This is a genomic window from Clostridium transplantifaecale (assembly GCF_900626075.1).
Classification (GTDB): Bacteria; Bacillota; Clostridia; order Lachnospirales; family Lachnospiraceae; genus Otoolea; species Otoolea transplantifaecalis.
In genome coordinates this window covers 961041-983031 of the sequence record NZ_UYZY01000002.1, presented here as the reverse complement: position 1 = coordinate 983031, position 21991 = coordinate 961041, and the positions used below count along the sequence as shown (strand labels likewise).

The window sequence follows — 21991 nt, the reverse complement described above, 5'->3', positions numbered from 1 at the left end:
CTTTTCACTGTTTACTTAATGTATCCTGCTTCTTTGAAGTATTTCTCAGCGCCCGGATGAAGCTCAAGTCCGCCGACCTTCTCAGATTCCCAGCATGTTGCAGGGTCAAATGGTTCGATGGATGCCAGCACGGATACAAGATAATCCCTGTTCTCGCACATTGTCTTTGTCATCCAGTAAACAACATCCTCGTCGAGGTCTTCTTTCACAAATAAGCAGTCGGGTGTTCCGGCATTGATAATCACTTCTGTCTGGCCTTTCCAGGAATTTGCCGGAATTTCAATCCTCTGGAATCCTTTTTCGTTTACAAAGTAGTCAAGTGTGGCTTCTTCCCACTGGTTGAAGTGAACGTCACATGTCATAGCGATTTCCGTCATTGTGGAAGAGTTAACAGATGTATGGTCTAACATAAAGTCTAACTTTCCGTCTTTTACCATTGCGGAAAGGTCGGAACCGCCGCCGTGCACTACATCGCCGCCCCAGGATTTGACATCGTCTTCCGTTACACCCAGGTACTGAAGTAAAATCTGAACCACTTCGTTATCCATGGAACCTACCGGGCTGCAGCCGATGCGGATTGGAAGTTTCTGTCTGATGGCTTCTTCCACGGTCTGAACATTGTATTTATCCATAAATGCTTTTGTCATGAAGTTTACGGCCGATACGTTTGTAAGTCCGCCAATCATGGCTTTGTATCCCTTTACAGGGGGTTTGCCGAGCGTGCCCTCTTCAAATGCCCACTTTGCAGGAGCGCCGTTGATAAAGGAAACATCCGTCTTGCCCTGCTCAAACAGGTAAGGAGCGCCCATTCCTCCAGGAGAAATCGGCTGTACGTCTACCGTCCCGATTCCATTCTCCTCCCACAGCTTGGCAAGCTCTGCGGACAGGTTATAGTTGCTGGTTCCAACTTCATGCGTTGCGAATAAGATATTTGCGTTTAAGCCGGCATTTGCAGGTTCTGCTTTTGCCGATGCTCCCGCTGCTTCCGTCTCAGCGCCGTCTGCCGCCGGAGCTGCCGTGCCAGCCGCTTCCGCTGCCGGGGCCGTCGTTCCAGCCGTCTGGCTGCTGCCGTCGTTACATCCTGAAAGACCCAGTACCATTGTAGCTGCTAATGCTACGGATAACAGTTTTTTCATGCTCTTTTTCATAGTTTTTCCTCCACTATTCTCCTTTTTTTTCTTTACTGCCCTTTGCCAGTTTTACGCCGTAATCAATGGCGTTTACAAGGCTGAGTTCATTTGCTATGCCGAGGCCTGCCTGGTCAAAGGCAGTCCCATGGTCTACGGATGACCTCACAATCGGAAGTCCCAAAGTGATGTTGACCCCTGCAACCGCATCCCATTTTTTTTCTTTTTCGTTATAAACAAAACCAACAACCTTTAACGGGATATGTCCCTGGTCGTGGTACATAGCCACTACAATATCATACCATCCGCCTCTTGCTTTGGAAAAAACCGTGTCCGGAGGCACAGGGCCTTCTGCCCGGATTCCCTCTTTCGCTGCTTCTTCGATAGCCGGTATGATTTCATCAATCTCCTCGCGGCCGAACATACCGTTCTCGCCGCTGTGCGGGTTGAGGCCCGCCACCCCTACCTTCGGATTCTCAATCCCCAGGTCTTTACATGCCTGGTGGGCGATCCTTATCACTTCCAGCACCCTGTCTTTTTTTACCCTGTCGCAGGCTTCCCTGAGTGAAACATGGGTGGATACGTGGACTACTCTCAAATTCTCGTGGGCCAGCATCATCGTATATTTTTTTGTTCCGGTAAATTCCGCATAGATTTCGGTGTGGCCGGAATAATGATGGCCCGCCAGGTTCACTGCCTCTTTGTTAAATGCGTTTGTAACCGTTGCGTCTATTTCACCGGCCATAGCCAGCTCTATTACCTTTTTTACATATTGGAACGCTGCGTCCCCCGCCTCCGCGGATACTTTGCCGCGCTCCAGGGTATTCATATCCACCAGCTTCATATCATAAACGTCTATGGTTCCGAATTCATACCGTGCCTCTCCGGCCGACTGCACCGCGCGGATTTTGATATCTTCTCTCCCCACAATTTTAACGGCTTCCTCCATGACGGAGACGTCACCGATTACCAGGGGGCGGCACTCGTCATAGATTTCTTTCTTTGCCAGGGCCTTAACGGTAATCTCCGGTCCGATGCTGGCCGGGTCTCCCATTGTAATTCCAAGAATTAATCTCTCAGCCATTGCTTTCCCTTTCCGGTCTGTCATCCCTATTTCCACTCTGTCAGCACATCCCTTTTTCGTGGTTTTCGGCCAGGACCTTCTTAAGAGCTTCAATTCCCTCTTCCGGAACCTGGTTAAACGGGGCGCGGCACTTTCCTACCGGATATCCCAGCAGGTTTACGGCCGTTTTTACGATGGTGTTGGGATTGCCGTATTTGAAACATCCCCGGAAAGAACGGATGCTGTCCTGCGCTTTTCTCGCATTCTCCAGGTCGCCTGCCACAAAGTAATTGTAGATGGAGGCCATAACCTCCGGAAATACGTTAGCACAGCCTGCGATACCGCCGGTTCCTCCGGCCAGGAGGTTCCACAGAATCAGGGAATCATTGCCGGAAAGCACCGCGAAGCCGCTGCGGTCCCTTGTCTGCTCGATATACTGGAGCATATTGTCAAAGTTGCCTGAGCTGTCCTTGGCACCCACGATATTCTCTATTTTACTGAGCCTTGCCACGGTTGCCGGAGCCAGGGCGTTTCCCGTCCTGGCCGGGATGTTATATAATACAATCGGCATATCCACAGCCTCAGCCACCGCCTTATAGTGATCGTAAAGCTCATTCTGGGAAGCCGCCGCAAACGATGGTGTGATGATAGAGAGAACATCTGCACCCAGGGATTTTGCCATCTGTGACTGTCTGATGGTATCCTTTGTGCTGATGCAGCCCGTTCCCGCATAGACCGGGACACGGCCTTTCGTCTCATCGATCACGATGCTTAGAACTTCCTCTTTTTCTTTCTCGTTTAATATGTAGCCCTCGCCGTTTGTTCCAAATGGGAATAAGCCGTGTACTCCGCCTTTAATCTGGCGGTTTACCTGATTGCGCAGCTCCTGCCCGTTGATGGACTCGTCTTCGTTCATCGGCGTAACGATCGGCGGGATAATTCCTTTAATCTCTACCTTCTTCATTTCCTGATTTCCTCCTGGTTTCCTGCTGTTTTTTCTCACGTCGCCGGCTCCGGCGGAATGCCGCTTGTACCTTGGACGGTTACCGGACTGCTTTGGCCCGGTTTTATCTTCATCTGCTACATAATTTCAAGATATAGTTTCCTGGCATCTTCTGCCGTTACCGTTCTCATGTTGTTGACAAGGAGCCTTTGTACGTCCATTCCCGCTAAAACCAGGGTATCCAGGTCCTCATCCCCGATTCCGAATTCCTTCAGGCTCTTCGGGATGTTCAAATGCTCCACAATCTCATTCATCCTGTTTACGACCCACGCCGATTTTTCTCCGGCCGTCTTTGCACCGGCATCCGGGGCAAGTCTGTCATATGCCTCGGCAAAAAGCTCCCGGCAGACCGGTTCATTGAACTTCATGACAGGGGCCAGCAGGATTGCATTAGAAACGCCATGCGGAATGTGGTACTTGCCGCCCAGCGGATAGGAAAGCGCGTGGACTGCCGTGGTTCCCGACGCCGTGATGGCAACCCCCGCATAGAAGGATGCAATCAGCATGTTGTTCTTCTCCTCCAGCGCTTCCGGGTCGTCGCAGGCTTTTTCAATGTTCTTCATAATCATTTCGAATGCCTGAAGAGCGAAAATATCGCTGAACGGATTCTTCTTATTAGAAGTAAAGCACTCGACTGCATGACACAGGGCGTCCACTCCGGTGGAAGCCGCAATCTTTCTCGGCAGCTCCTTAATCATAACCGCATCCAGGATGACGTAATCGGCAATCATATTGTCATTGACAATTCCAACCTTCAGCTCTTTCTCCGGCACCGCCACGATGGCGTTCGGCGTAGCCTCCGCCCCTGTGCCGGCCGTGGTCGGTATCATCAGGGTCTTTACACATTTTCCGGCCATTCCCGGATTGTCGAGAAGTTCTTTTACACCGTACTCATCGGTTGCCAGTACGGAAGCCAGCTTGGCTGTATCCATCACACTGCCTCCGCCGACCGCTATGATAAAATCGGCTCCCGATTTTTTAAACCCGTCTACAACCTCCTGCACCTGACCGTAGGTTGGTTCTGCTGCCAGCTCGTCGAAAATCACATACTCTCTGCCGGTTTCCTCAATTTTTTCCAGCGGCAGTCTGAGAAGTCCCGCTCCGATAATTCCCTTATCGGTAAATACGGCGATTTTCTTTGTATCGGCGCCGATGAGGGCGGCCATGTGATTTAAGGCATTCTCTCCGCTGTACACTGCGTGCGGCATTTTAAGCGTATACTGTGTTAACATACTTTTTCTCCTCTTTCTTATCCTGTCTTGTCTCTTCTGCATTTCCTGTGATAATTCCGGCTAAATCTGCCATCAGGGTGCTGCTTCCGAATCCTCCCGACTTGGATATGACTGCAAATGTTTTATCACCTATCTCAATGCCCGAAAGTACCGTTCCCGGCGCCATCTCGCACACAGGCGCAATCTCCTCGCGGCCGATGTGTTTCATAAAACCGGTCAGGCAGTCGCCTCCCGTTATCAAAAGTGTAGTGTCAAGCCCCATCAGAATCAGTTCCTTCACCACAAATCCCAGAGTGGATGAAATTCTGACTCTCAGCTCTTCCATCGTAATTCCCTGCGCTTTTGCATATTGAAGTGTTTCATTCTGCCCCGGCAGGTCGTTGGTGTCTATAATGCTGCAGGTGTTCCGGCTGCAGATGTCTTTCCAGTGCAAAAGCACTGCTTTTCCTTCCGGCGTCTGATAATATCCGGCTTCCAGCTTCTGCTCCGGCGTCATCCGGATTCTCTTAAAACCGTGCTTCTCGGCGTAGTCAAGCTGCTTTCTGGTGATAGGGTTCACGCTTCCGCATGCGACGAGGAAGTTTCCTTTCATTGCCACCTTTCTCTGTCCGCTGCCTTTCAGTCCCAGCAGTGAGGGGAGAACCCCTGCGAAACCGGCACATCCGGCCATGATGTGAAGCTCGTCTTTCTCCATTAAGAATTTCCCCTGCTCCCTCATCTCCTCCTCGGTGGAAGTATCATATATCATGATTCCGGGAACCCGGCTCCAATCGTTCATATTCCGCACCACCGTGGAAGGGACATCTTTTCCGATAATCTCCGGTATGCCTGAATAGAGAACGGGTTCAAACGGATCCTTTCCAAATACACTCTCGTGAACCGGAATCCCGTCGATATAGTGGATTCCATTTCTGGTCACCCGGTTCATTTTTGGAAACGCGGGAAGAAATTGGAGGGAGGTCTGCCTAGTGGCATCAAGAACTGCTTTGAGTTCGCTTCCAACGTTTCCTCTGAGTGCGGAATCTGTCTTCTTGTATATAAATGGAATCCCACTCTTATATGCTCTTTCAGTAATATGGAAAACAACCTGATAGGCTTCTTCCCGGCCCAGATGCCTTGTCTCGGCATCCAGAACCAGAACCTGTACCTGCCCGTCCACGCTGTCGAAATTATATTCCGTATTGGTCACTACTCTTGTCTCTGCTCCACCTGCCGCGAACTGTACTCCTGTATCCAGTGCGCCCGTGAAATCATCTGCGATTATCAGTAATTTCACCATATTGTTTCCTTTCCTGCCCGATATCAACTGTTTCATTTTTAAACACACCCTCTGCATAATTGACCAGTTGATTTTCTGGCTTATTGTCAATAACTGTTTCTTTTCCTTTGTTGTGTTTAATTTTACTAGCTATTTCCTCCTTCCTCAACCTTTTTTATCCATTTTATTGTTTATATTTGAAACACTTTTTATTTTTCCTTTCTTTTTTTGTTGCGATATGATACAATTGTTTCAGAATGAAACAAAAACGTGTTAAGAATGAATCTCAGTATTGTTGGGCGCAAAACGGCGTTATTGCCGTTTCTGTGCATCGCGGAGCGTGTTATCGGACACAGAGTGAACCGTAACCACTTTGGAACCGGATTTGCCGGGAGGGGGATTTTATGAACCAGGGAAAGATCAGAATACTCGGAATTGCGCCATATGAAGGCATGAAGTCTATCATGCAGAAACTGGCCAAAGAGCGCGACGACATTGATTTAAGCGTATTTGTCGGCGATCTCCACAAGGGCGCGGAAATCGCCCAGAAGAATTTCCATGAAGATTTTGACATTATCATCTCGCGCGGCGGCACGGCGGAACTGATCGGGGCAATCACGCCTCTGCCCGTTATTGAGATCGCACTCTCGGTCTACGACATCCTGCGCGCAATCAAGATGGCGGAGAACTTTTCTTCCCGCTATGCAATCGTCGGTTTCCCGGGCATTACAAGCAGTGCCCAGCTTCTCTGCGATCTTCTCCAGTATAAAGTGGAAATCTGCACGATACACAGCGGGGATGAGGTCCAGGATGTCCTGTTATCTCTAAAAAAGAAGGGCTACCGTATGGTGCTCTGTGATATGATCGCAAACACGACAGCTAAAAAGCTTGGGTTAAATGCAATCTTAATCACTTCCGGCAACGAAAGCATCGGCAATGCCTTTGACCAGGCGGTAAAATTATGCCGGAGCCACTCTCTCCTTCGGGAGGAGAATAAATTCCTCCAGAATGTCATCCACAAGGACAGCCATGAAACCGTAGTTTTTAATGAGAAGGAGGAGGTGTTCTTCTCTACGCTGGAAGCGGATGCCGGTACACCCATCATTGATGTGCTGAGACGTGAAATTCCTGCTGCGCTCGCTGTTGACACACACCGCTCGTTTAAAAATATCGGAGGCACGCTGTACTCCATCACCAGCCGCCAGATCCCATTTTACGGCCGGGCTTACGTGGTTTTTTACTTTTCCTCCAACAAGGTGCCTTTTGCAAGCAGCAAATACGGGGTTCAGTATCTGAGTAAGAACGATGTAGAAAATACATTTTACAACAGTTTTTATAACGTAACCGGAGCCATCGGGGGACTTCAGTCCACAGTGGAACAGATGACCCAGACCGATTTTCCCATTATGATTATCGGCGAGGAAGGGACAGGCAAGGAACGCGTGGCCGGGGCCATTTACACCCAGAGTCCGCTCCAGCACAATCCTTTGGTTGTCATCAATTTTGCCATGATGAACGACAAGAGCTGGACCTTCCTGACAAACCACTATAACTCTCCCTTTAATGATAATAATAATACAATTTACCTGAAAAATGTCGACTCGCTCCCGGAGGATCGCCACCGTCAGTTACTTTCCCTCATCGTGGATATGAACCTGGCGCGCCGCAACCGTCTTCTCTTTTCCTGCGTGTGCGGCAGGGACGGCATAATTCCGAAGCAGTGCATGGAATTTGTCAATATGCTTTCCTGTCTGACTATCCACCTGCCGCCGCTGCGGGAACGGAAGGAAGAAATACCGGTTCTGGCCAACCTTTCACTAAGCTCTTTAAATATCAGCCTGGCCAAAGAAATCCTGGGGCTGGAAGCCGGCGCCATGGAACTTCTGGCCGCGTATGACTGGCCCTGCAATTACACGCAGTTCAAGAGGATTTTAAGCGAACTGACGGCGGTTACCACGACCCCATATATCCTGGAAGCCACGGTTGCAAGGTGCCTGGAACAGGAGCGCAGTACCGAATCAGACACGGATCACGGCTCATCTTTCTCACCGCTTCAGGGAGTCAGCCTGAACAGGACGCTGGATGAGATAAACCACGACATCATCCACGCCGTTCTGGAGGAACTGGGCGGCAACCAGAGCGCGGCGGCAAAGAGGCTTGGAATCAGCAGAACTACACTTTGGAGGCTGTTAAAAGAATAAATACATTCAGCTCACCGGCCGAATGAAGCATTAACCTGCGAATGAAAAAACAGAAGGAGAAAACACAAATGAAAGAATATATCATACCCAGTATTAAAATATCGGATATCAATATGGAAAAATGTTATTTTAACCCCGGTTGCGCGCTCAGCGTCTATAAGCCGTCCTCCGAGCACAAACTTCTGGAGCTTTTAAACCGTTACTTCGGGCCTGTGCGGATGCACAACATCTGCTGCCACCACGATCCAGGTCTGCCGCAGGGCTCTACCATCATCAACAACTGCGCCGGCTGTGACAGAAGGTTCCGTTCCCTGTATGATGGGATCCGGACCATCTCCCTGTGGGAGGTGCTGGACAGCATAGAAGAGCTGCCTCTGCCGGATTATGCCGGACTGACACTCTCGGTCCATGATTCCTGCTCCTACCGCCCGAAGCCGCAGGTCCATGCCGCAGTGCGGAGCCTTCTCGGCAAGATGAATATTAAGGTCATCGATTCGGAGTTCAGCGGCACGAAGTCTATCTGCTGCGGAGATAATTTCTATCCTCGTCTTCCAATTGAGAAAGTGACCGAGCTTCAGAAAAAACGCGCCGCCCAAATGCCCTGCCAGGACGTCGCCGTATACTGCGTCTCTTGTATCAAATCCATGGCAATCGGCGGAAAAACGCCGCATCACATGACCGATCTTGTCCTGGGCGAGGAGACTGAACTGCAGGAAATGAGAATTGATGTTTATCATGATACGCTGGAGGAGTATATTGCCTGTCATTAAGGGGATATTATTGAAAATGAGGACGCCGCCGTCAGGTCGGGGGCCGGGGTGGTGAGGGGGATCGATGCGTCTTTCGTCCCGGGCGTCAGGGTGTCGCGGGCGGGGAATCCGGGCAGAAAAAGTTCCTGCGGGAAACGCTTGCGCTCGTTGGAGTACATAATGGTACTAACCTCGAAAAGACCTCGGTAAGTACCAATGAACTCCCAGGTTCCCTCCGGAATCTTTTTCTCCCTTCTTCCCCGCAGGAAGGTTATGATCGGGACGAAAGACTCCGCCAAGACGGCTGCCCGGCCCCCGGCCTGCGGCGGCTGATCTGTCCTACTTCTTCAATGGGGGAGGCACCTGTCGCTGCCACTACGTTGCTCTGGATGCCTGAAAGCTACATTCTGTTCACTATGAGACTATTAAAACTTGTAATCTTTTAATCTTAGACTGTTTATTCTGATACTCTTTTTATGCAGCCCAGGATATCGTCAGAATGTAAAATAGTTATGACTATATCGTGGCCGCGACAATACCACCTCCCCACTTGACGAAAGAGACAATCAGCCCCTGAAGCCGGCGGACGGGGCAATAACCTTCGCTGAGTCTTCAGTCCCGCCGACAACCTGCCCGGGGAAGGAAGGAGAAAACTTTCCGAAGGGAGACCTTGGAATCCGCCGGTGCTTGATGAGGTATTTTCGAATCTAGCACCCGTTGCGCATTCCACAAGCGGGAGCGAGTCCCCGCAGGAATTTTTTCTCCTGGATTCCCCCTCACCACACCCTACCAACCGGGACTGAAGACTCATACACACCTTCCCACCACCCCGTCCGCCGTCTTACAGAGGCGTCCTCGCATCTCAACTAAATCCCCATTTTATACCTGTACTGTCCTGCTTTTTTAATTTATTTTAGACTCTTTTTATATGTTGGTCAAACAATAGACACACTTCTCCTGTATGATAAGTACATAACATCAATGAGGCCAATGATAATTACACAGCGCGCAATGGTCATTGGGCTCGACTAACAATAATTTTCCTTAATATAGATTCTGAAAACTTTTTCACTTCCCCCTTTCCGTTTTCAGAAAAAAAGCAGGAGCACAGGCATTTTGATATGTCTGGCTCCTGTTTTTTGCATATTCGAATTATTAGAATTCTTCCTTCCACCCATCCTCTGTCTTCCCAAATTTACGGCCGCAGTCCGCGTAAAAGTACGCCAATACCGTCGGATCCAGGTTGCAGACTGTATTGTAACTGCAGACGGTGCTGTTTTCCACCTGGTTGACATACTCATCCGGCTCGTCTCCCACAAAGAAACGCCAGCCGCAGTCAGGAAATCCTTCCACCGGCTCTTCCCGGTACATGTAGCCAATTTCACCGCTGTCTATGGCCTTCTTCGTGATGATGCAGCCCGGATTTGAACCGGCCATCAAATCGGCCCATTCGCGCTCCTTTGGCTCATACCATCCGGATCTCTGCCAGGCGCCGCCCTCTTCGAATAAGTGGCGGGCCAGATTCTCATTGAGCTGGTAAAATCCTTCCAGGTCCGGGCTGTCACGGTGCATAAAATAAACTGCTCCGCACAGGCAGCTAACCGCATATTCCCTGTAAGAATGGTAAAATACCTGCGCCTGCCTCACCCACGGATCCGACAGTTCCCAGAACCTCTCATCAGACACAATCCCGCAGGCGGCGGCCTTTCTCAAAAGTCCGATCTTTTCACTGATATCCCAGGCATAATAGCCCTTCTCCTTCAAAATCGGATAAAACTGCTCCGAAAGTTCAAAGCATTCGCTGAATGCTTCTTTCCCTTCCGGTGACAGTTCACTCACATCAAACAGAGGCGCACCTGCCCAGAAGGTCATGAACTGCTCATACTGATCGCTGCCGGAATATTCTCTGCGGCAGGCCTCCAGAAATGATTCTTCGTCATGTATGCCGAACAGTCTCTGCAGATGTTCCCGCGTCTCTTCCGCATCTTCCCTGGTTTTACAGTGATACAGTTTCTCATACCCCATATGTTCCGATATTCCAGGCGCCTTCCGGCACGTGGATATCCCGCTGAGCAAAAGGGTGAATTCCTCACGGCTGACCGCTGCGGCCTCACTGTTCACGGGCATGTTTTCCAGCTCTGTTTTAAAATCAGCGACCTTTTTTACAATCTTTTCAATTGTCCCCATCTTCCGTCCCTTCTGTATCCTTTAATACGCCAGCACCTCATGCCCGTCTTCCGTCACCAGCACCATAATCTCCCACTGTGCGGACGGCTCCCCGTCTGCCGTATAAACCGACCAGTTATCCGAGTCATCCACATAAATATCACTCGTTCCCATATTAACCATCGGCTCAATTGTGAAAATCATGCCCGGAACCAGCATCATATCGGTACCGCGTTTTCCAATGTAGCCGACCCACGGCTCTTCATGGAATTCGATGCCGACTCCATGGCCTCCGATTTCACGCACAACAGTATATCCGTTCTTTACCGCATGCTCGTTCACCGCCTCGGCCATATCGCCCAGGAATCCCCATGGTTTTACTTCTTCAAGCCCCAGCTCCACGCACTCTTTTACGACGTTCACCAGTTTCCGTCTGTCTTCACTTACATTGCCGATACAGAACATCCTGGAGGAATCTGAGAAATATCCCTTGTATATAGTAGAAACATCCACATTGATGATGTCTCCGTCCTTTAACACTATATCTTCGGAGGGAATTCCGTGGCATACCTGTTCGTTAATTGAGGTGCACACGCTCTTCGGGAATCCTTCATAGCCCAGAGGAGCCGGGATTCCACCGCGCTTTGTGGTCTCGTCGTAAACCCACTTGTCAATTTCCTCCGTCGTCACGCCCTCTCTGATATGTTCCGCCACATAGTCCAGGACCGCGATATTAATCGCGCAGCTCTCTTTGATTCCCGCTATCTGTTCCGGGGTCTTTAAAAGATCTCTTGTCGGGACAATATGGCCCCTGTCGGACTCTGCGGCCAGACGCTCATCTATCATCTCATGGCAATGTTTATATTTCTTTCCGCTGCCGCACCAGCAGGCATCATTTCTTCCTAACTTTTTCATATCTTTCCTTTCTGACTACTAATATGTCTACAGGTTACAGACCGCCATAAACGCCGGACGGCTCCTGTTTTCCCGATCTCCCACTGCATTGGAGTGTAGCACAAGGCGGTAAAAAAATCAATGTCCGCATCCTTTTCAACTTTTTAACACATCTTCATTGCTCTTTTGGCGCGAAAGATTGTATAATGTTAACAAACAGTAACAGTATGTGCAGGAGGACTACCCGGCTATGAGCAATCAGGACATCGAAGAAACAGTCAAACATCAAACACCTTTTAAGCAGTACGGAACCATTAACGACTGGTTCGTGACAGGCGCTCTGCTCGCTATTGCCACCTGTCTCTCGTACGTTTTCTTTCATATTATGGAGAATCCTACTGCCAACATCGCCCTGTGCTACATTCTGGCCCTGTTTTTGACAGCACGTTTTACAACCGGATACTTTTTCGGACTGTTCGCCTCTCTTTTCGGCGTTGTCTGCGTCAACTTTTTATTTACATACCCTTATTTTGCACTGGATTTTACGTTGACTGGATATCCGATTACTTTCATCGCCATGTTCTCCATCTCCATCGCCACCAGCGCCCTTACCACGAATATGAAGGAGCAGGCGCGTATTCTCTCCGAGCGTGAGAAACTTTTGATGGAGGCGGAAAAAGAGAAGATGAGAGCCAACCTGCTCCGTGCCATTTCCCACGATCTCCGTACTCCGCTGACCAGCATCATCGGTTCCAGCACCGTCTATCTGGAGAACGGCAAGTATCTGACCGAGACGGAGAAGAGCGACCTGGTTTCCCATATTCTGGAGGATTCCAACTGGCTCTTAAACATGGTGGAAAATCTGCTGTCTGTCACACGTATCAACAATGAAACCACAAAAGTGAATAAATCCCTGGAACCAGTCGAGGAAGTTGTGGCCGAAGCCGTAATCCGGCTGAAGAAGAGACTTCCGGATGCCAAGGTTAACGTATGTGTTCCTGATGAGGTGCTGATGATTCCAATGGATGCCGTTCTGATCGAGCAGGTTTTGATTAATCTGATCGAGAACGCATTTGTCCATTCCAAAACCACCGAACCGGTCGAATGCTATGTGGACAGCGGAGATGAATTCGTCACATTCCACGTACAGGATCACGGAATCGGCATTCCCCCGGAGAAACTGAGCACGATTTTTGACGGTTCCTCTTCCACCACCAGCACATCCAACGACGGAAGAAAAGGAATGGGAATCGGTTTATCCATCTGTAAGACAATCATTGTCGCCCATGGAGGCGATATCAAGGCGGCCAACCATAACGGCGGCGCCGAATTTTACTTTACACTGCCAAAGGAGGGCGCAAAAATTGACTCATAAAACATCTATTCTTCTTGTTGAAGACGAAAAAAATATCTGTGACTTTATCTCAACCTCATTATCCGCCCAGGATTATAAAATCACGGAAACACATTCGGGCAAGGAGGCATTACCTATCATCACATCGCAGTGTCCCGATCTCATTCTTCTCGATCTGGGTCTTCCGGATATGGACGGAATGGAGATTATCAAGCAGGTGCGTACATGGGCCAGCATTCCTATTATTGTTATCTCCGCCCGTACTCAGGAACAGGAGAAGGTAAAGGCCCTGGATCTGGGAGCCGACGATTATCTGACAAAACCAATCGGAACCTCCGAGCTGCTGGCGCGAATCCGTACCGCACTCCGCCACAGCAACAGGCTGAATACGGACTCTCCGCTCTACAAGAGGCCGTTCCATACCAAGGACCTGACGATTGATTTTGAAAAACATCTGGTAACGCTGGGGGATAAAGAGATTCATCTGACACAGATCGAGTTTAAGATTATCGCCCTGCTGGCCAAGAATTCGGGCCGTGTCATGACATACGACGCCATCATTTCTAATATATGGGGACCGTACGCGGATGATGACAACAGCATTCTCCGTGTGAACATGGCCCACATCAGAAGGAAACTGGAGCAGAATCCAGCGGAACCGCAGTACATATTTACCGAGATCGGCATCGGGTACCGTATGGTGGAGGATGAGGCGGCAAATTAGGACGCCGAGGATAACTCATAGACCTGTGTCGTTTATGGATTTGAACAACAAACAAGCGGTATGCTCCCGGTAGGTGGCATACCGCTTGTTTGTTGTGTGTTATACGCCCTGTCCCTCCCGCGCTATAGCTTGTGGACAAAATGTCCCTAGGTCTGTCGGTTTTGTGGATGTGCGGAATGACAAGCAATTTGGAACAATCATACAACATCAATTTTCGACAAACTTCCATATAATTTCAGGCATCAACATCCTTACACAAAAAGCTGACCATTTCCTGGGACACCTTAATAAAGTCCCGAATGATAATCGGAGAATGCTCCAAAGAATGTATGGCAATTCCAAGTTCCCGATATGAATGGGGAAATACTGGCATAACTTGGACTTTGCTGCTTCGCTCCCGTATGGCCAGCTCCGGTAGAATTGTAACACCCATGCCATGCTCTATGAGATTAATCAATGCCTGATCGTCGATGTTTACAGGTTTGTAATTCGGCTTCGCATTGGTTGATTCCATAGCGTGCATCATATCAACATCGAATCCCTGCGATGCCACATAAAAATCCAATCCGTCAAATTTTTCAAGCCGAAAGACAGGCTCGCCTCCGTTATTATAATCAGGTGGAAGAACCGCGTATAAGGGATCTTTTTTCAGATGAATCCAGTCATAGTTCCCTTTCGCCAGTCTGCTTGTAAAGACTATGTCCATCCCCTCTTGCTCAAGTAACTGTTCAATCGTAACCGATAAATCTATCATGCGGAAATCAACATTGACATTCGGATGCTTTGCACTGAAACGTTGAATAATGATAGGCAGCCATTGAATTGAAACACTAGCTAAAGTGGCAATGCGAATAGGTTGTGCAGTTCTTTTTGCCAAAGTTATCTGCCATATACTCCTGCATCATCATTCTTGCAATCTTTTCTACAGTGTCCGGCAGACTGTTTCTGATTGCAACGAGGTTTGATCGCAAAAATCAAAACTTACATCGTGCGATTATAATCAGTATTACCATATTTGCATCTGTTGGCGCATCCTTTATTCCCTTTAGCAAAATATCTAATATTATGTTTTCTATTATGGGTGCGGTTGGAATCATTTTGGGCCTAGTGGTGCTAACTCGATTTGTAATCATGAGAAAGATATTAATCGCTCATAAATAATGGATTTTACACTTACAAAGAAAACTCGCTGAAGTCTCACAACCTCAGCGAGTTTTCTTTAGGGCTGTTTTTTTACAGCCCCTTATCTGTCTATTTGTTTATGAGAGCTGCTGGCTGTCTACCGGGCACTAATTCAGCTCCGCATATAACTCATTCCAGTGATTCAGAATCTCTTCCTTATGATCTTTCAGATAAGCAAAATCCAGCTCCTTCATTCCCAGTGTATCTTCCGCCGGAAGGCCGCTTAAATTGCAGTTGCCGTTAGAACCGCGTCCTGCTGATACTTCTGCACGGGCGTCCTGGAATTCGGCTGAGGTGAGGAGATCCACCATTGCCTGGGCTGCCGGAAGGTTCGGGGCGTTTTTAACGATTGCCGCGCCGCCTGCCATGGCCGTGTTTCCTTCTTCCATATAGATGCACTCAATCGGAGCGCCGTCGTTAATCAGGGCGACTACACTTGATTCATAGGAAAGCCCCGCTACATACTCCCCGTTACTGACCAGGTTGTAAACATCCTTAGAGGATGTTGTGGAGAAGCTGGCAGGAATCAACTTTTTGATATAATCCCAGCCCTTGTCATCGTCAAACTTATCTCCCATTACAGCCAGAATCGTCTGGAGCTGGCGCCAGCCTGAAGATGTGGAATCAGGCGCCGCAAGAATAATCTTTCCTTCCAGGGCCGGATTTAACAAATCCTCATATCCGTTGATTTCAACCCCCAACTCGTCCCTGAGCGCCGGATTGACTACGAGACACATAACCTGAACATCATAAAAATTGTAATATCCCGACTCATCGTGGTAAAGCTGTTCGCTGTCACATGCGGCAGTATACGGCTGCAGGATATCGTGATAGGTATCACCGTCCGCGGCAAACATACCGCCGATTACCACGTCAGCATCACATGATTCATCACTTCTGATTCTCGTCGCCAGTGTTCCTACCGAATCGGCCTGGATTTCCAGTTCACAGTCTGGATAATATTTTTTCCATATGTCGCTCAGGACCTGCTGCTGTGTTTCTTCCATTGTCGTGTAAACGGTGATTTTCCCTGATATCTCACCCTCCGGCCTTACGTAATACGGCCTCTCGCTGCTTTCCTCTTTTGCCTCAGATTCCCCCTGCTCCTGAGTGTTCTCCGCTGCCGGTTCTGCTTTCTTTGTCTCAGCCGGAGCTTCTTTTCCTCCGCATGCGGTCATGGACAATGCCATAAATGCTGCCATAAATGCTGCTGTCAGTCTTCTTTTTTTCATAAAATACACTCTCCCTCTTATATATTTTTTAAGTTTTAATAACTTTACATGTTACATTCTCACATCTTCCAGCTTCGTAAATTTCAGATAGATAATCAGACAGATTACGGTAAGCAGCATCGTGATAGTTGCAAACACGGCAGCCACGCCGTAAATACCGCTGGTAATAGCCGAATAAGTGCTGATAGTCAGTGTAATCGTCCTGTTATTATAAAGAATTACCCCCGATGACATCTCCGTAATAATAGAAACAAAACTTAATACCGCACCCGATATGATTCCGCTGGACATCATGGGAACCGTGATTTTAGTAAAGGCAGCCGCCTTGGATGCTCCCAGGCTCAGAGCGGCTTCCTCAATATTAACCGGAATTTTCATCATCGCCGCCGTCGCTGAACGGCTCGTAAACGGCATACGGCGTATGGCCAGGGCAATTATCATAATCACCAGCGTTCCTGTGAGGGAAAACGGCTTTCTGGAAAATGCCACCACCAGTGCAATACCGATTACTGCGCCCGGCATAATATAAGGCATCATGGAAATCGTATCAATCGCATTGTTAAACAGGCTGCTTCTCCTCACCACCAGGTAGGCAATCAGGACTGCCACCACAATGATTACGGCCAGTGTCACGACGCTGACAATCAGTGTATTTCCAATCGAACGCGCCAGCATCTTTTCCATTGCTTTCTGGTAATTCACAAGGGAATAACCCGGTTTAATAATGCTGTTTTTGTAGTTTCTGAACGACATGTTTACGATATATATCTGCGGCAGAAGTGAAATGCCCACCAGCAGGTAACAGTATGCATGCATCATGAAATTGCCGATTCCCGCAGCCTTTTTTGGCTCTACCGGGTGCAGGGCGTTGATGGTAAATTTAAACCGGTTGGACGCCACCTTCTGAATGATGAAAATAGCGGCCGTCACGAGTACGGCAATAACGCTGATGGCTGCCGCAAAGTGATAATTGGTCCCGTTTTCTCCCAGGTACTGGTTATAAATCAGAACCGGGAACGTACTGTATCCGCGTCCAATTAGAACCGGGGTTCCGAAATCGGCAAAGGAACGCATGAACACCAGCAGGGCCGCCGCCAGGATTGTCGGCATTGTGAGCGCCATAATCACTCTCTTAAAACGGTCCACCCCCTTACATCCCATGCTCTCTGCCGCCTCCAGCAAGGAATTGTCGATATCCCGGAACGCTCCGTTCATATAGATTACAACCAGCGGAAACAGCTTTAATGTCTGAACAAAAACAATTCCGCCAAAACCGTATATCGAAACTCCGGAAATCCCCATTGATTTCAGAAAACCGGTTATAAGCCCGGAGTTACCCATCAGAAGAATCCACGCGTAAGCTCCGATAAACGGGGCCGACATAGTACAGAGCAGGCAGAGCACAAACAGTACCTTACGGCCTCCCAGCCTGTAAAAAGAGTAAAAATAGGCAAACGGAATACCCAGAAGCAGGCTTGTCACCATAACACAGACTCCTATTTTTACACTATGAAAAATAGAGTCATAGTAATAGGATTTGGCAAAAAACATCCGGAATGCGTCGAGAGTGAACTCTCCATTCGTATATACCGCTTCTTTCAGCAATTTTCCAATGGGGTAAACGAGAAATATCATAAAAAGCCCCATCAGAATCCAGGAAATGACGTTCCAGAAGTCCTTTCTAGCTTTTGAATGACTCATCCGGCCACCTCCCGTCCGCCAGCCTCCGGGGGAAGAGCCATGCTGTTTTTAATCCCTTTCATCAGGCTTTCCGTCGTTTCCGGATCAAACAGGTTGGCTTTGCGGCTGTTCAGGGTGAGTATTACCCTGCTTCCCGGAGGAATAATCTCATCTATCTCCGACTCCTGGATGATTTCAGCCGTCTCCCCTGTCTCAAGTTCTGCAAAATAATGGGTATTGGAACCAAGGAATACGCTGTCCTGAATCCTGGCGCTGATACCGTCCGTATCTTCCCCCTCTTTATATAAATGTACAAATAGTTCTTCCGGCCTTACCGACAGGGTTACGTCCCTGTCATGGCTCTCCTCCTCGCGGACGGAATCCATTTTAACTTTGTATCCGTTGGGAAATACCAGGATCGTTTCCGCTCCGTTCCGTGTCAGTCTTGCGCTCAGAAGATTCGACTTGCCGATAAAGGTTGCCACAAAAAGATCCGCAGGTCTCTGGTAAATATTCTTCGGTTCTCCGCAGTGGCGGATCACGCCGTCTTTCATCACCGCAATCCGGTCGGAGATCGCCATCGCCTCCTCCTGATCATGTGTGACATAGACCGTGGTGATTCCCACTTCCTTCTGAATATTTTTAATCACCGTCCTCATCTCTACACGGAGCTTGGCATCCAGGTTGGATAATGGCTCGTCCATCAGCAGCACGTCCGGCTGTATCACAAGCGCCCTCGCTAACGCCACCCTCTGCTGCTGTCCGCCGGACAACCGTTCCGGCATTCTGTCCGCATACTGATCCACATGCACCAGCTCCAGAAACTTCTGGGCCTGCGTTCTCATCTGCTCTTTGGGCATGTTTTTATATTTCAGCCCGAATTCAACATTTTTCCTGACCGACATATTGGGGAAGATAGCGTAGTTCTGGAATACCATACCGATTCCGCGTTTTCCCGGCTCCATGTCATTGATGATTTTGTCGTTAAACCGGAAACTGCCGCCCTCTATGGTATTAAATCCTGCTATCATCCTCAGCAGGGTGGTCTTGCCGCATCCCGACGGCCCCAACAGGGTAAAAAGTTCCCCATTCCGTATTGTGACCGATAAATCAGGGATGACTGTCACTTCCCCATATTTCTTTACTGCATTTTCAATCGAAATTACCACGCTCACATTCATCACCGCCCCTGTTTTTTATATATATTGTATATGTTTCCCTCTTGTTGTTTATAATACTATACAACTTTAACATTGCATTCTACCTCAAATACCGTTCAAAAGGAAAAAATATCAAACATTTTAATATTTTCTTCATTTATTTTGTATTTTTTTCTTAATCTGCAGATGAAGAATCCCTCTCCGCCACAGTGCGCTCCTGCCCGGAGGGCTTTTTAATCTCATAGGGCCACTTTCCTATTAGATTAAAAACAGCCGGAACTTTAATTCCGGCTGTCCAGACTTTAACCTGTTAAGCTTTTACTCCTGCCGCTCCCTGATCTCGGAAACGTATTCTTTCGGGCTGCACCCGATATACTTCTTAAACACCATATTGAAATATTTGTAATCACCGATCCCGCACATCCAGGAAACATCCTGGACCGCTGTTTTTCCCTCCTTTAGAAGCTCCAGGGCTTTCTGGATCCGATAGCGGTTCAAATATTCGATAAAGGTAGTCCCCATCTGCTTTTTAAATTTTTTATTCAGAAAGGTTTCGCTGTAGTTCAGGGCGTCCACAACATCCTGCAGAACCATTTTCTCCCTGTAATGCCGGGCAATGAAGGCCAGCATATCTCTCACTACCGCATCGTCTTCCCGGCTGATTTCCTCCTTTGAAACAAGCTGGATATTCTTCCACTTTTCCTGTTCCTGTTTGCGGTTGCACCAGGTGCGTCTGAGCAGGCACTTCTCCTTTGCATCTTTTACCGCCTCCAATAAATCCTCCTTTTTAAGCGGTTTCAGCAGATAGCCCGTCACGCCGTAGCGGATAGCGGTTCTCGCATATTCAAAGTTCGAATAACCCGACAGTATAATAGCGGAATAATTATAATCTTCATATGTCTCCCGGATCATCCCCAGTCCGTCCATGACCGGCATGTTAATATCAGCCATCACAATATCCGGTTCCAGACGTTTTATCAGCTCCACGCCTTCTACTCCGTTCCTCGCCTCCCCGACTACCGAACAGTCCATGTCTGCCCAGGGGACCGAGTACACCAAACCTTTTCTGATAATATCCTCATCCTCCGCGACGATTACTTTGTACATTATGTCTCCCCTTTCTGCTGTTCTATCCGCGCCAGTACCTCAAAACCGGTTCCCTCCATGTTTCTGATTTGCAGGCCGCTTCCATCCCCATATTTCAGGTACAGACGGCGCGATAAGTTTCTCAGGCCGATGGAGGGAGAACTGTTGTCATGTGTCCGGAGCTGTTCTCTCAGTTCCTCCGCCTTTTCCTCCTCCATTCCAAGACCGTCATCCAGAACACTGATATAAAGAACATGCCCCTCCAGCGTCCCGTGTATGGTGATGTTGAGATCCATTTTCTTCTGGAATCCATACTTAATGCTGTTCTCGATCAGCGGCTGCAAAAGCAGTTTCGGTACAATACAGTCAAAACATTCGGGAGCAAAGTCGATCGTGCAGCTAAACCTGTCCCCAAAACGGCAATTCTGGATATCCAGATAGCAGTAAATATAGCGCATATCCTCTTCCAGCGTAACCTCTTTTCTGGAGGTATCCACGCTGTAGCGGAGAACTTCAGTCAGCTTTACAATCAGCTCCTCCGCCTTATCGGCATCAAAGACCACCAGATTTCTGATGATTTCGAGGGTGTTATACAGAAAATGGGGATTCATCTGCGCCGTAAGCTGGTCCATTTCGATTCTGCTGTTCAGCTTTAAAAGCTCCGTGTTCCTGCCGTTCAATGCCTGGATGCTGTCAAGCATGTTGTTAACCTGATACCCCACTTCATTAAATTCATCATCCGTGTTCATCTGGATTCTGTGGTCATAGTCTCCCTTGCGTATAATTCTAATCTCACTGACCAGCCGCTCAATGGACGCTGCGTTGTTCTCCGCCATGGATTTTGCCATCCATCTTGCAATCCAGTACCATACGGCTCCCATCACCAGCAGCGCCGCCAGTCCGATGTGGACGGCCTCGTTTCTCGGATAATACACCAGGGAATAGATTACGGCCGAATACTCCGGCAGCTCCTTCGACACCACCCAGTAACGGGCGTGGCCATGCATCCAGCTTCCGTGTTCGGTCCCATAGAATTTGTTGCTGCTGTCGGCCAGCCCCGGTTTGCTGATATACATTACGTTCTGTCTCAGATCCGTGATTACGCCGTCAAAATTGCTTTCCGACAGGTAAAAATTCCATCCGCTTCCCGATAAAAACAATGTGATATATCCGCTGACTTCTTCATTCTTAAAAATCGGCTTGATAAACAGAGCGTCAGCGTAGTCACCGCGGTCATAATAGACGGCGCGGTAGATTTCTCCCTCTTTGCAGTTCCTTGCGTTGTAGCAGACCGCATTATTATAGTTCACCAGGTAGGATGATAACTGGCTCTCACTAAAGGACGTGAATAAAACATCTCCGTCCTTGCTCGTGATTATCACCTGGTTATGGACATCACAGCTTTCATCAAACTGGCGGAAATAATTTTTAAATTCATCTACTGCTTCCGGCTCATCCCCGGATATAATCTTCTCCACCGACTCCACGGTCCTGCCGCTCAGAAGGAATTCCCTGTTCTGCATATCGAACCTCAGAAAAACCTCCTCCAGTTTTTTCAGATGGGAGGATGCATCAAGCTCATTAGTCGCCAGCGCCGCCAGATACTGCCCCGCCAGAAAAAGCAGGGAACTGACCAGGATCAAAAGAGCAATGCGCTTGGCAGCCAGCTTTTGAAGATTTTTTTGAAATTTGCCTTCTTCGTTATTGTTTTTCATCTAACCTCCCCCTGTCCTCTCTTTATTATAAAGCAGGGACACCATGACCGCAAGCCTGTCCAAAAGAGTCCTGAGCATTTGGCTATTGCATCGAACCCTGCTGCATATCGGCATACTGCATCTTGACGCAGGTGCATATTCTATTTATTACACAGAACTTTCCTG

General features: G+C 48.6%; 19 protein-coding genes. 4 read left to right on the top strand and 15 right to left on the bottom strand.

From position 1 onward, the window contains the following. Nucleotides 1-11: 11 nt before the first annotated feature. From EJL91_RS10055 to EJL91_RS24560, 6 genes are all read right to left on the bottom strand, one after another. Nucleotides 12-1148, bottom strand: a complete 1137-nt coding sequence (locus tag EJL91_RS10055; RefSeq protein WP_125141796.1) for a TAXI family TRAP transporter solute-binding subunit — start codon at nt 1146-1148, stop codon at nt 12-14. Nucleotides 1149-1161: 13 nt separating this feature from the next. Continuing rightward, nucleotides 1162-2211, bottom strand: a complete 1050-nt coding sequence (gene pdxA / locus EJL91_RS10050) for a 4-hydroxythreonine-4-phosphate dehydrogenase PdxA (protein WP_125141795.1) — start codon at nt 2209-2211, stop codon at nt 1162-1164. A 40-nt stretch (nt 2212-2251) separates the two neighbouring features. Further along, a complete protein-coding gene (gene dapA, locus EJL91_RS10045) occupies nt 2252-3154 on the bottom strand; it encodes a 4-hydroxy-tetrahydrodipicolinate synthase (protein WP_125141794.1) in 903 nt (300 codons plus the stop codon). A gap of 116 nt (nt 3155-3270) precedes the next feature. Continuing rightward, nucleotides 3271-4425 carry an iron-containing alcohol dehydrogenase gene (locus tag EJL91_RS10040; protein WP_125141793.1) on the bottom strand — a complete coding sequence of 385 codons (1155 nt, stop codon included), beginning with the start codon at nt 4423-4425 and terminating at the stop codon, nt 3271-3273. Further along, nucleotides 4403-5704, bottom strand: coding sequence for a four-carbon acid sugar kinase family protein (locus EJL91_RS10035; RefSeq protein ID WP_125141792.1), 1302 nt, complete (start codon nt 5702-5704; stop codon nt 4403-4405). The genes EJL91_RS10040 and EJL91_RS10035 overlap by 23 nt, the downstream gene beginning before the upstream one ends. Further along, entirely contained in the window at nt 5676-5852 is a 177-nt protein-coding gene (locus EJL91_RS24560; protein WP_164516803.1) for a hypothetical protein, read from the bottom strand. Before EJL91_RS24560 ends, EJL91_RS10035 begins: the two co-directional genes overlap by 29 nt. A gap of 235 nt (nt 5853-6087) precedes the next feature. Between EJL91_RS24560 and EJL91_RS10030 the strand changes: the two genes are divergently transcribed. After that, nucleotides 6088-7884, top strand: coding sequence for a sigma-54-dependent transcriptional regulator (locus EJL91_RS10030; protein WP_125141791.1), 1797 nt, complete (start codon nt 6088-6090; stop codon nt 7882-7884). 68 nt (nt 7885-7952) lie between these two features. Beyond that, complete coding sequence (locus EJL91_RS10025; RefSeq protein ID WP_125141790.1) at nt 7953-8654, top strand: (Fe-S)-binding protein; 702 nt, start codon at nt 7953-7955, stop codon at nt 8652-8654. On the opposite strand, the gene EJL91_RS10020 is transcribed toward EJL91_RS10025, so the two are convergent. The 3 genes from EJL91_RS10020 to EJL91_RS10010 all read right to left on the bottom strand — a co-directional run bounded on the left by EJL91_RS10020 (nt 8651) and on the right by EJL91_RS10010 (nt 11714). Beyond that, nucleotides 8651-8932, bottom strand: coding sequence for a hypothetical protein (locus EJL91_RS10020; RefSeq protein ID WP_125141789.1), 282 nt, complete (start codon nt 8930-8932; stop codon nt 8651-8653). The genes EJL91_RS10025 and EJL91_RS10020 overlap by 4 nt on opposite strands. Nucleotides 8933-9788: 856 nt before the next feature. Continuing rightward, nucleotides 9789-10820 carry an immunity protein Imm33 domain-containing protein gene (locus tag EJL91_RS10015; protein WP_125141788.1) on the bottom strand — a complete coding sequence of 344 codons (1032 nt, stop codon included), beginning with the start codon at nt 10818-10820 and terminating at the stop codon, nt 9789-9791. A gap of 21 nt (nt 10821-10841) precedes the next feature. Beyond that, the gene (locus EJL91_RS10010) at nt 10842-11714 is read right to left on the bottom strand and encodes a methionyl aminopeptidase (RefSeq protein WP_125141787.1); all 873 of its coding nucleotides are present in this window, start codon (nt 11712-11714) and stop codon (nt 10842-10844) included. Between the two features lie 229 nt (nt 11715-11943). On the opposite strand from EJL91_RS10010, the gene EJL91_RS10005 reads away from it, so the two are divergent. Both EJL91_RS10005 and EJL91_RS10000 read left to right on the top strand, forming a co-directional pair. Further along, on the top strand, nt 11944-13068 hold the full coding sequence (locus EJL91_RS10005) for a sensor histidine kinase (RefSeq protein WP_125141786.1): 1125 nt from the start codon (nt 11944-11946) through the stop codon (nt 13066-13068). Then, nucleotides 13058-13771, top strand: coding sequence for a response regulator (locus EJL91_RS10000; RefSeq protein ID WP_125141785.1), 714 nt, complete (start codon nt 13058-13060; stop codon nt 13769-13771). Before EJL91_RS10005 ends, EJL91_RS10000 begins: the two co-directional genes overlap by 11 nt. 235 nt (nt 13772-14006) lie before the next feature. Here the strand turns inward: EJL91_RS10000 and EJL91_RS09995 are convergent, their stop codons facing one another. The 6 genes from EJL91_RS09995 to EJL91_RS09970 all read right to left on the bottom strand — a co-directional run bounded on the left by EJL91_RS09995 (nt 14007) and on the right by EJL91_RS09970 (nt 21826). Continuing rightward, nucleotides 14007-14648: a LysR family transcriptional regulator substrate-binding protein gene (locus EJL91_RS09995; protein WP_164516802.1), complete on the bottom strand. Its 642-nt coding sequence runs from the start codon at nt 14646-14648 to the stop codon at nt 14007-14009. Between the two features lie 412 nt (nt 14649-15060). Then, a complete protein-coding gene (locus EJL91_RS09990; protein ID WP_125141783.1) occupies nt 15061-16185 on the bottom strand; it encodes an extracellular solute-binding protein in 1125 nt (374 codons plus the stop codon). Between the two features lie 51 nt (nt 16186-16236). Next, a complete protein-coding gene (locus EJL91_RS09985; protein ID WP_125141782.1) occupies nt 16237-17886 on the bottom strand; it encodes an ABC transporter permease in 1650 nt (549 codons plus the stop codon). Further along, the gene (locus EJL91_RS09980; RefSeq protein ID WP_125141781.1) at nt 17883-19040 is read right to left on the bottom strand and encodes an ABC transporter ATP-binding protein; all 1158 of its coding nucleotides are present in this window, start codon (nt 19038-19040) and stop codon (nt 17883-17885) included. Before EJL91_RS09980 ends, EJL91_RS09985 begins: the two co-directional genes overlap by 4 nt. Nucleotides 19041-19343: 303 nt before the next feature. Further along, nucleotides 19344-20132: a response regulator transcription factor gene (locus tag EJL91_RS09975; protein ID WP_125141780.1), complete on the bottom strand. Its 789-nt coding sequence runs from the start codon at nt 20130-20132 to the stop codon at nt 19344-19346. Next, nucleotides 20132-21826 carry a sensor histidine kinase gene (locus tag EJL91_RS09970; protein ID WP_125141779.1) on the bottom strand — a complete coding sequence of 565 codons (1695 nt, stop codon included), beginning with the start codon at nt 21824-21826 and terminating at the stop codon, nt 20132-20134. The genes EJL91_RS09975 and EJL91_RS09970 overlap by 1 nt, the downstream gene beginning before the upstream one ends. Nucleotides 21827-21991: the final 165 nt, after the last annotated feature.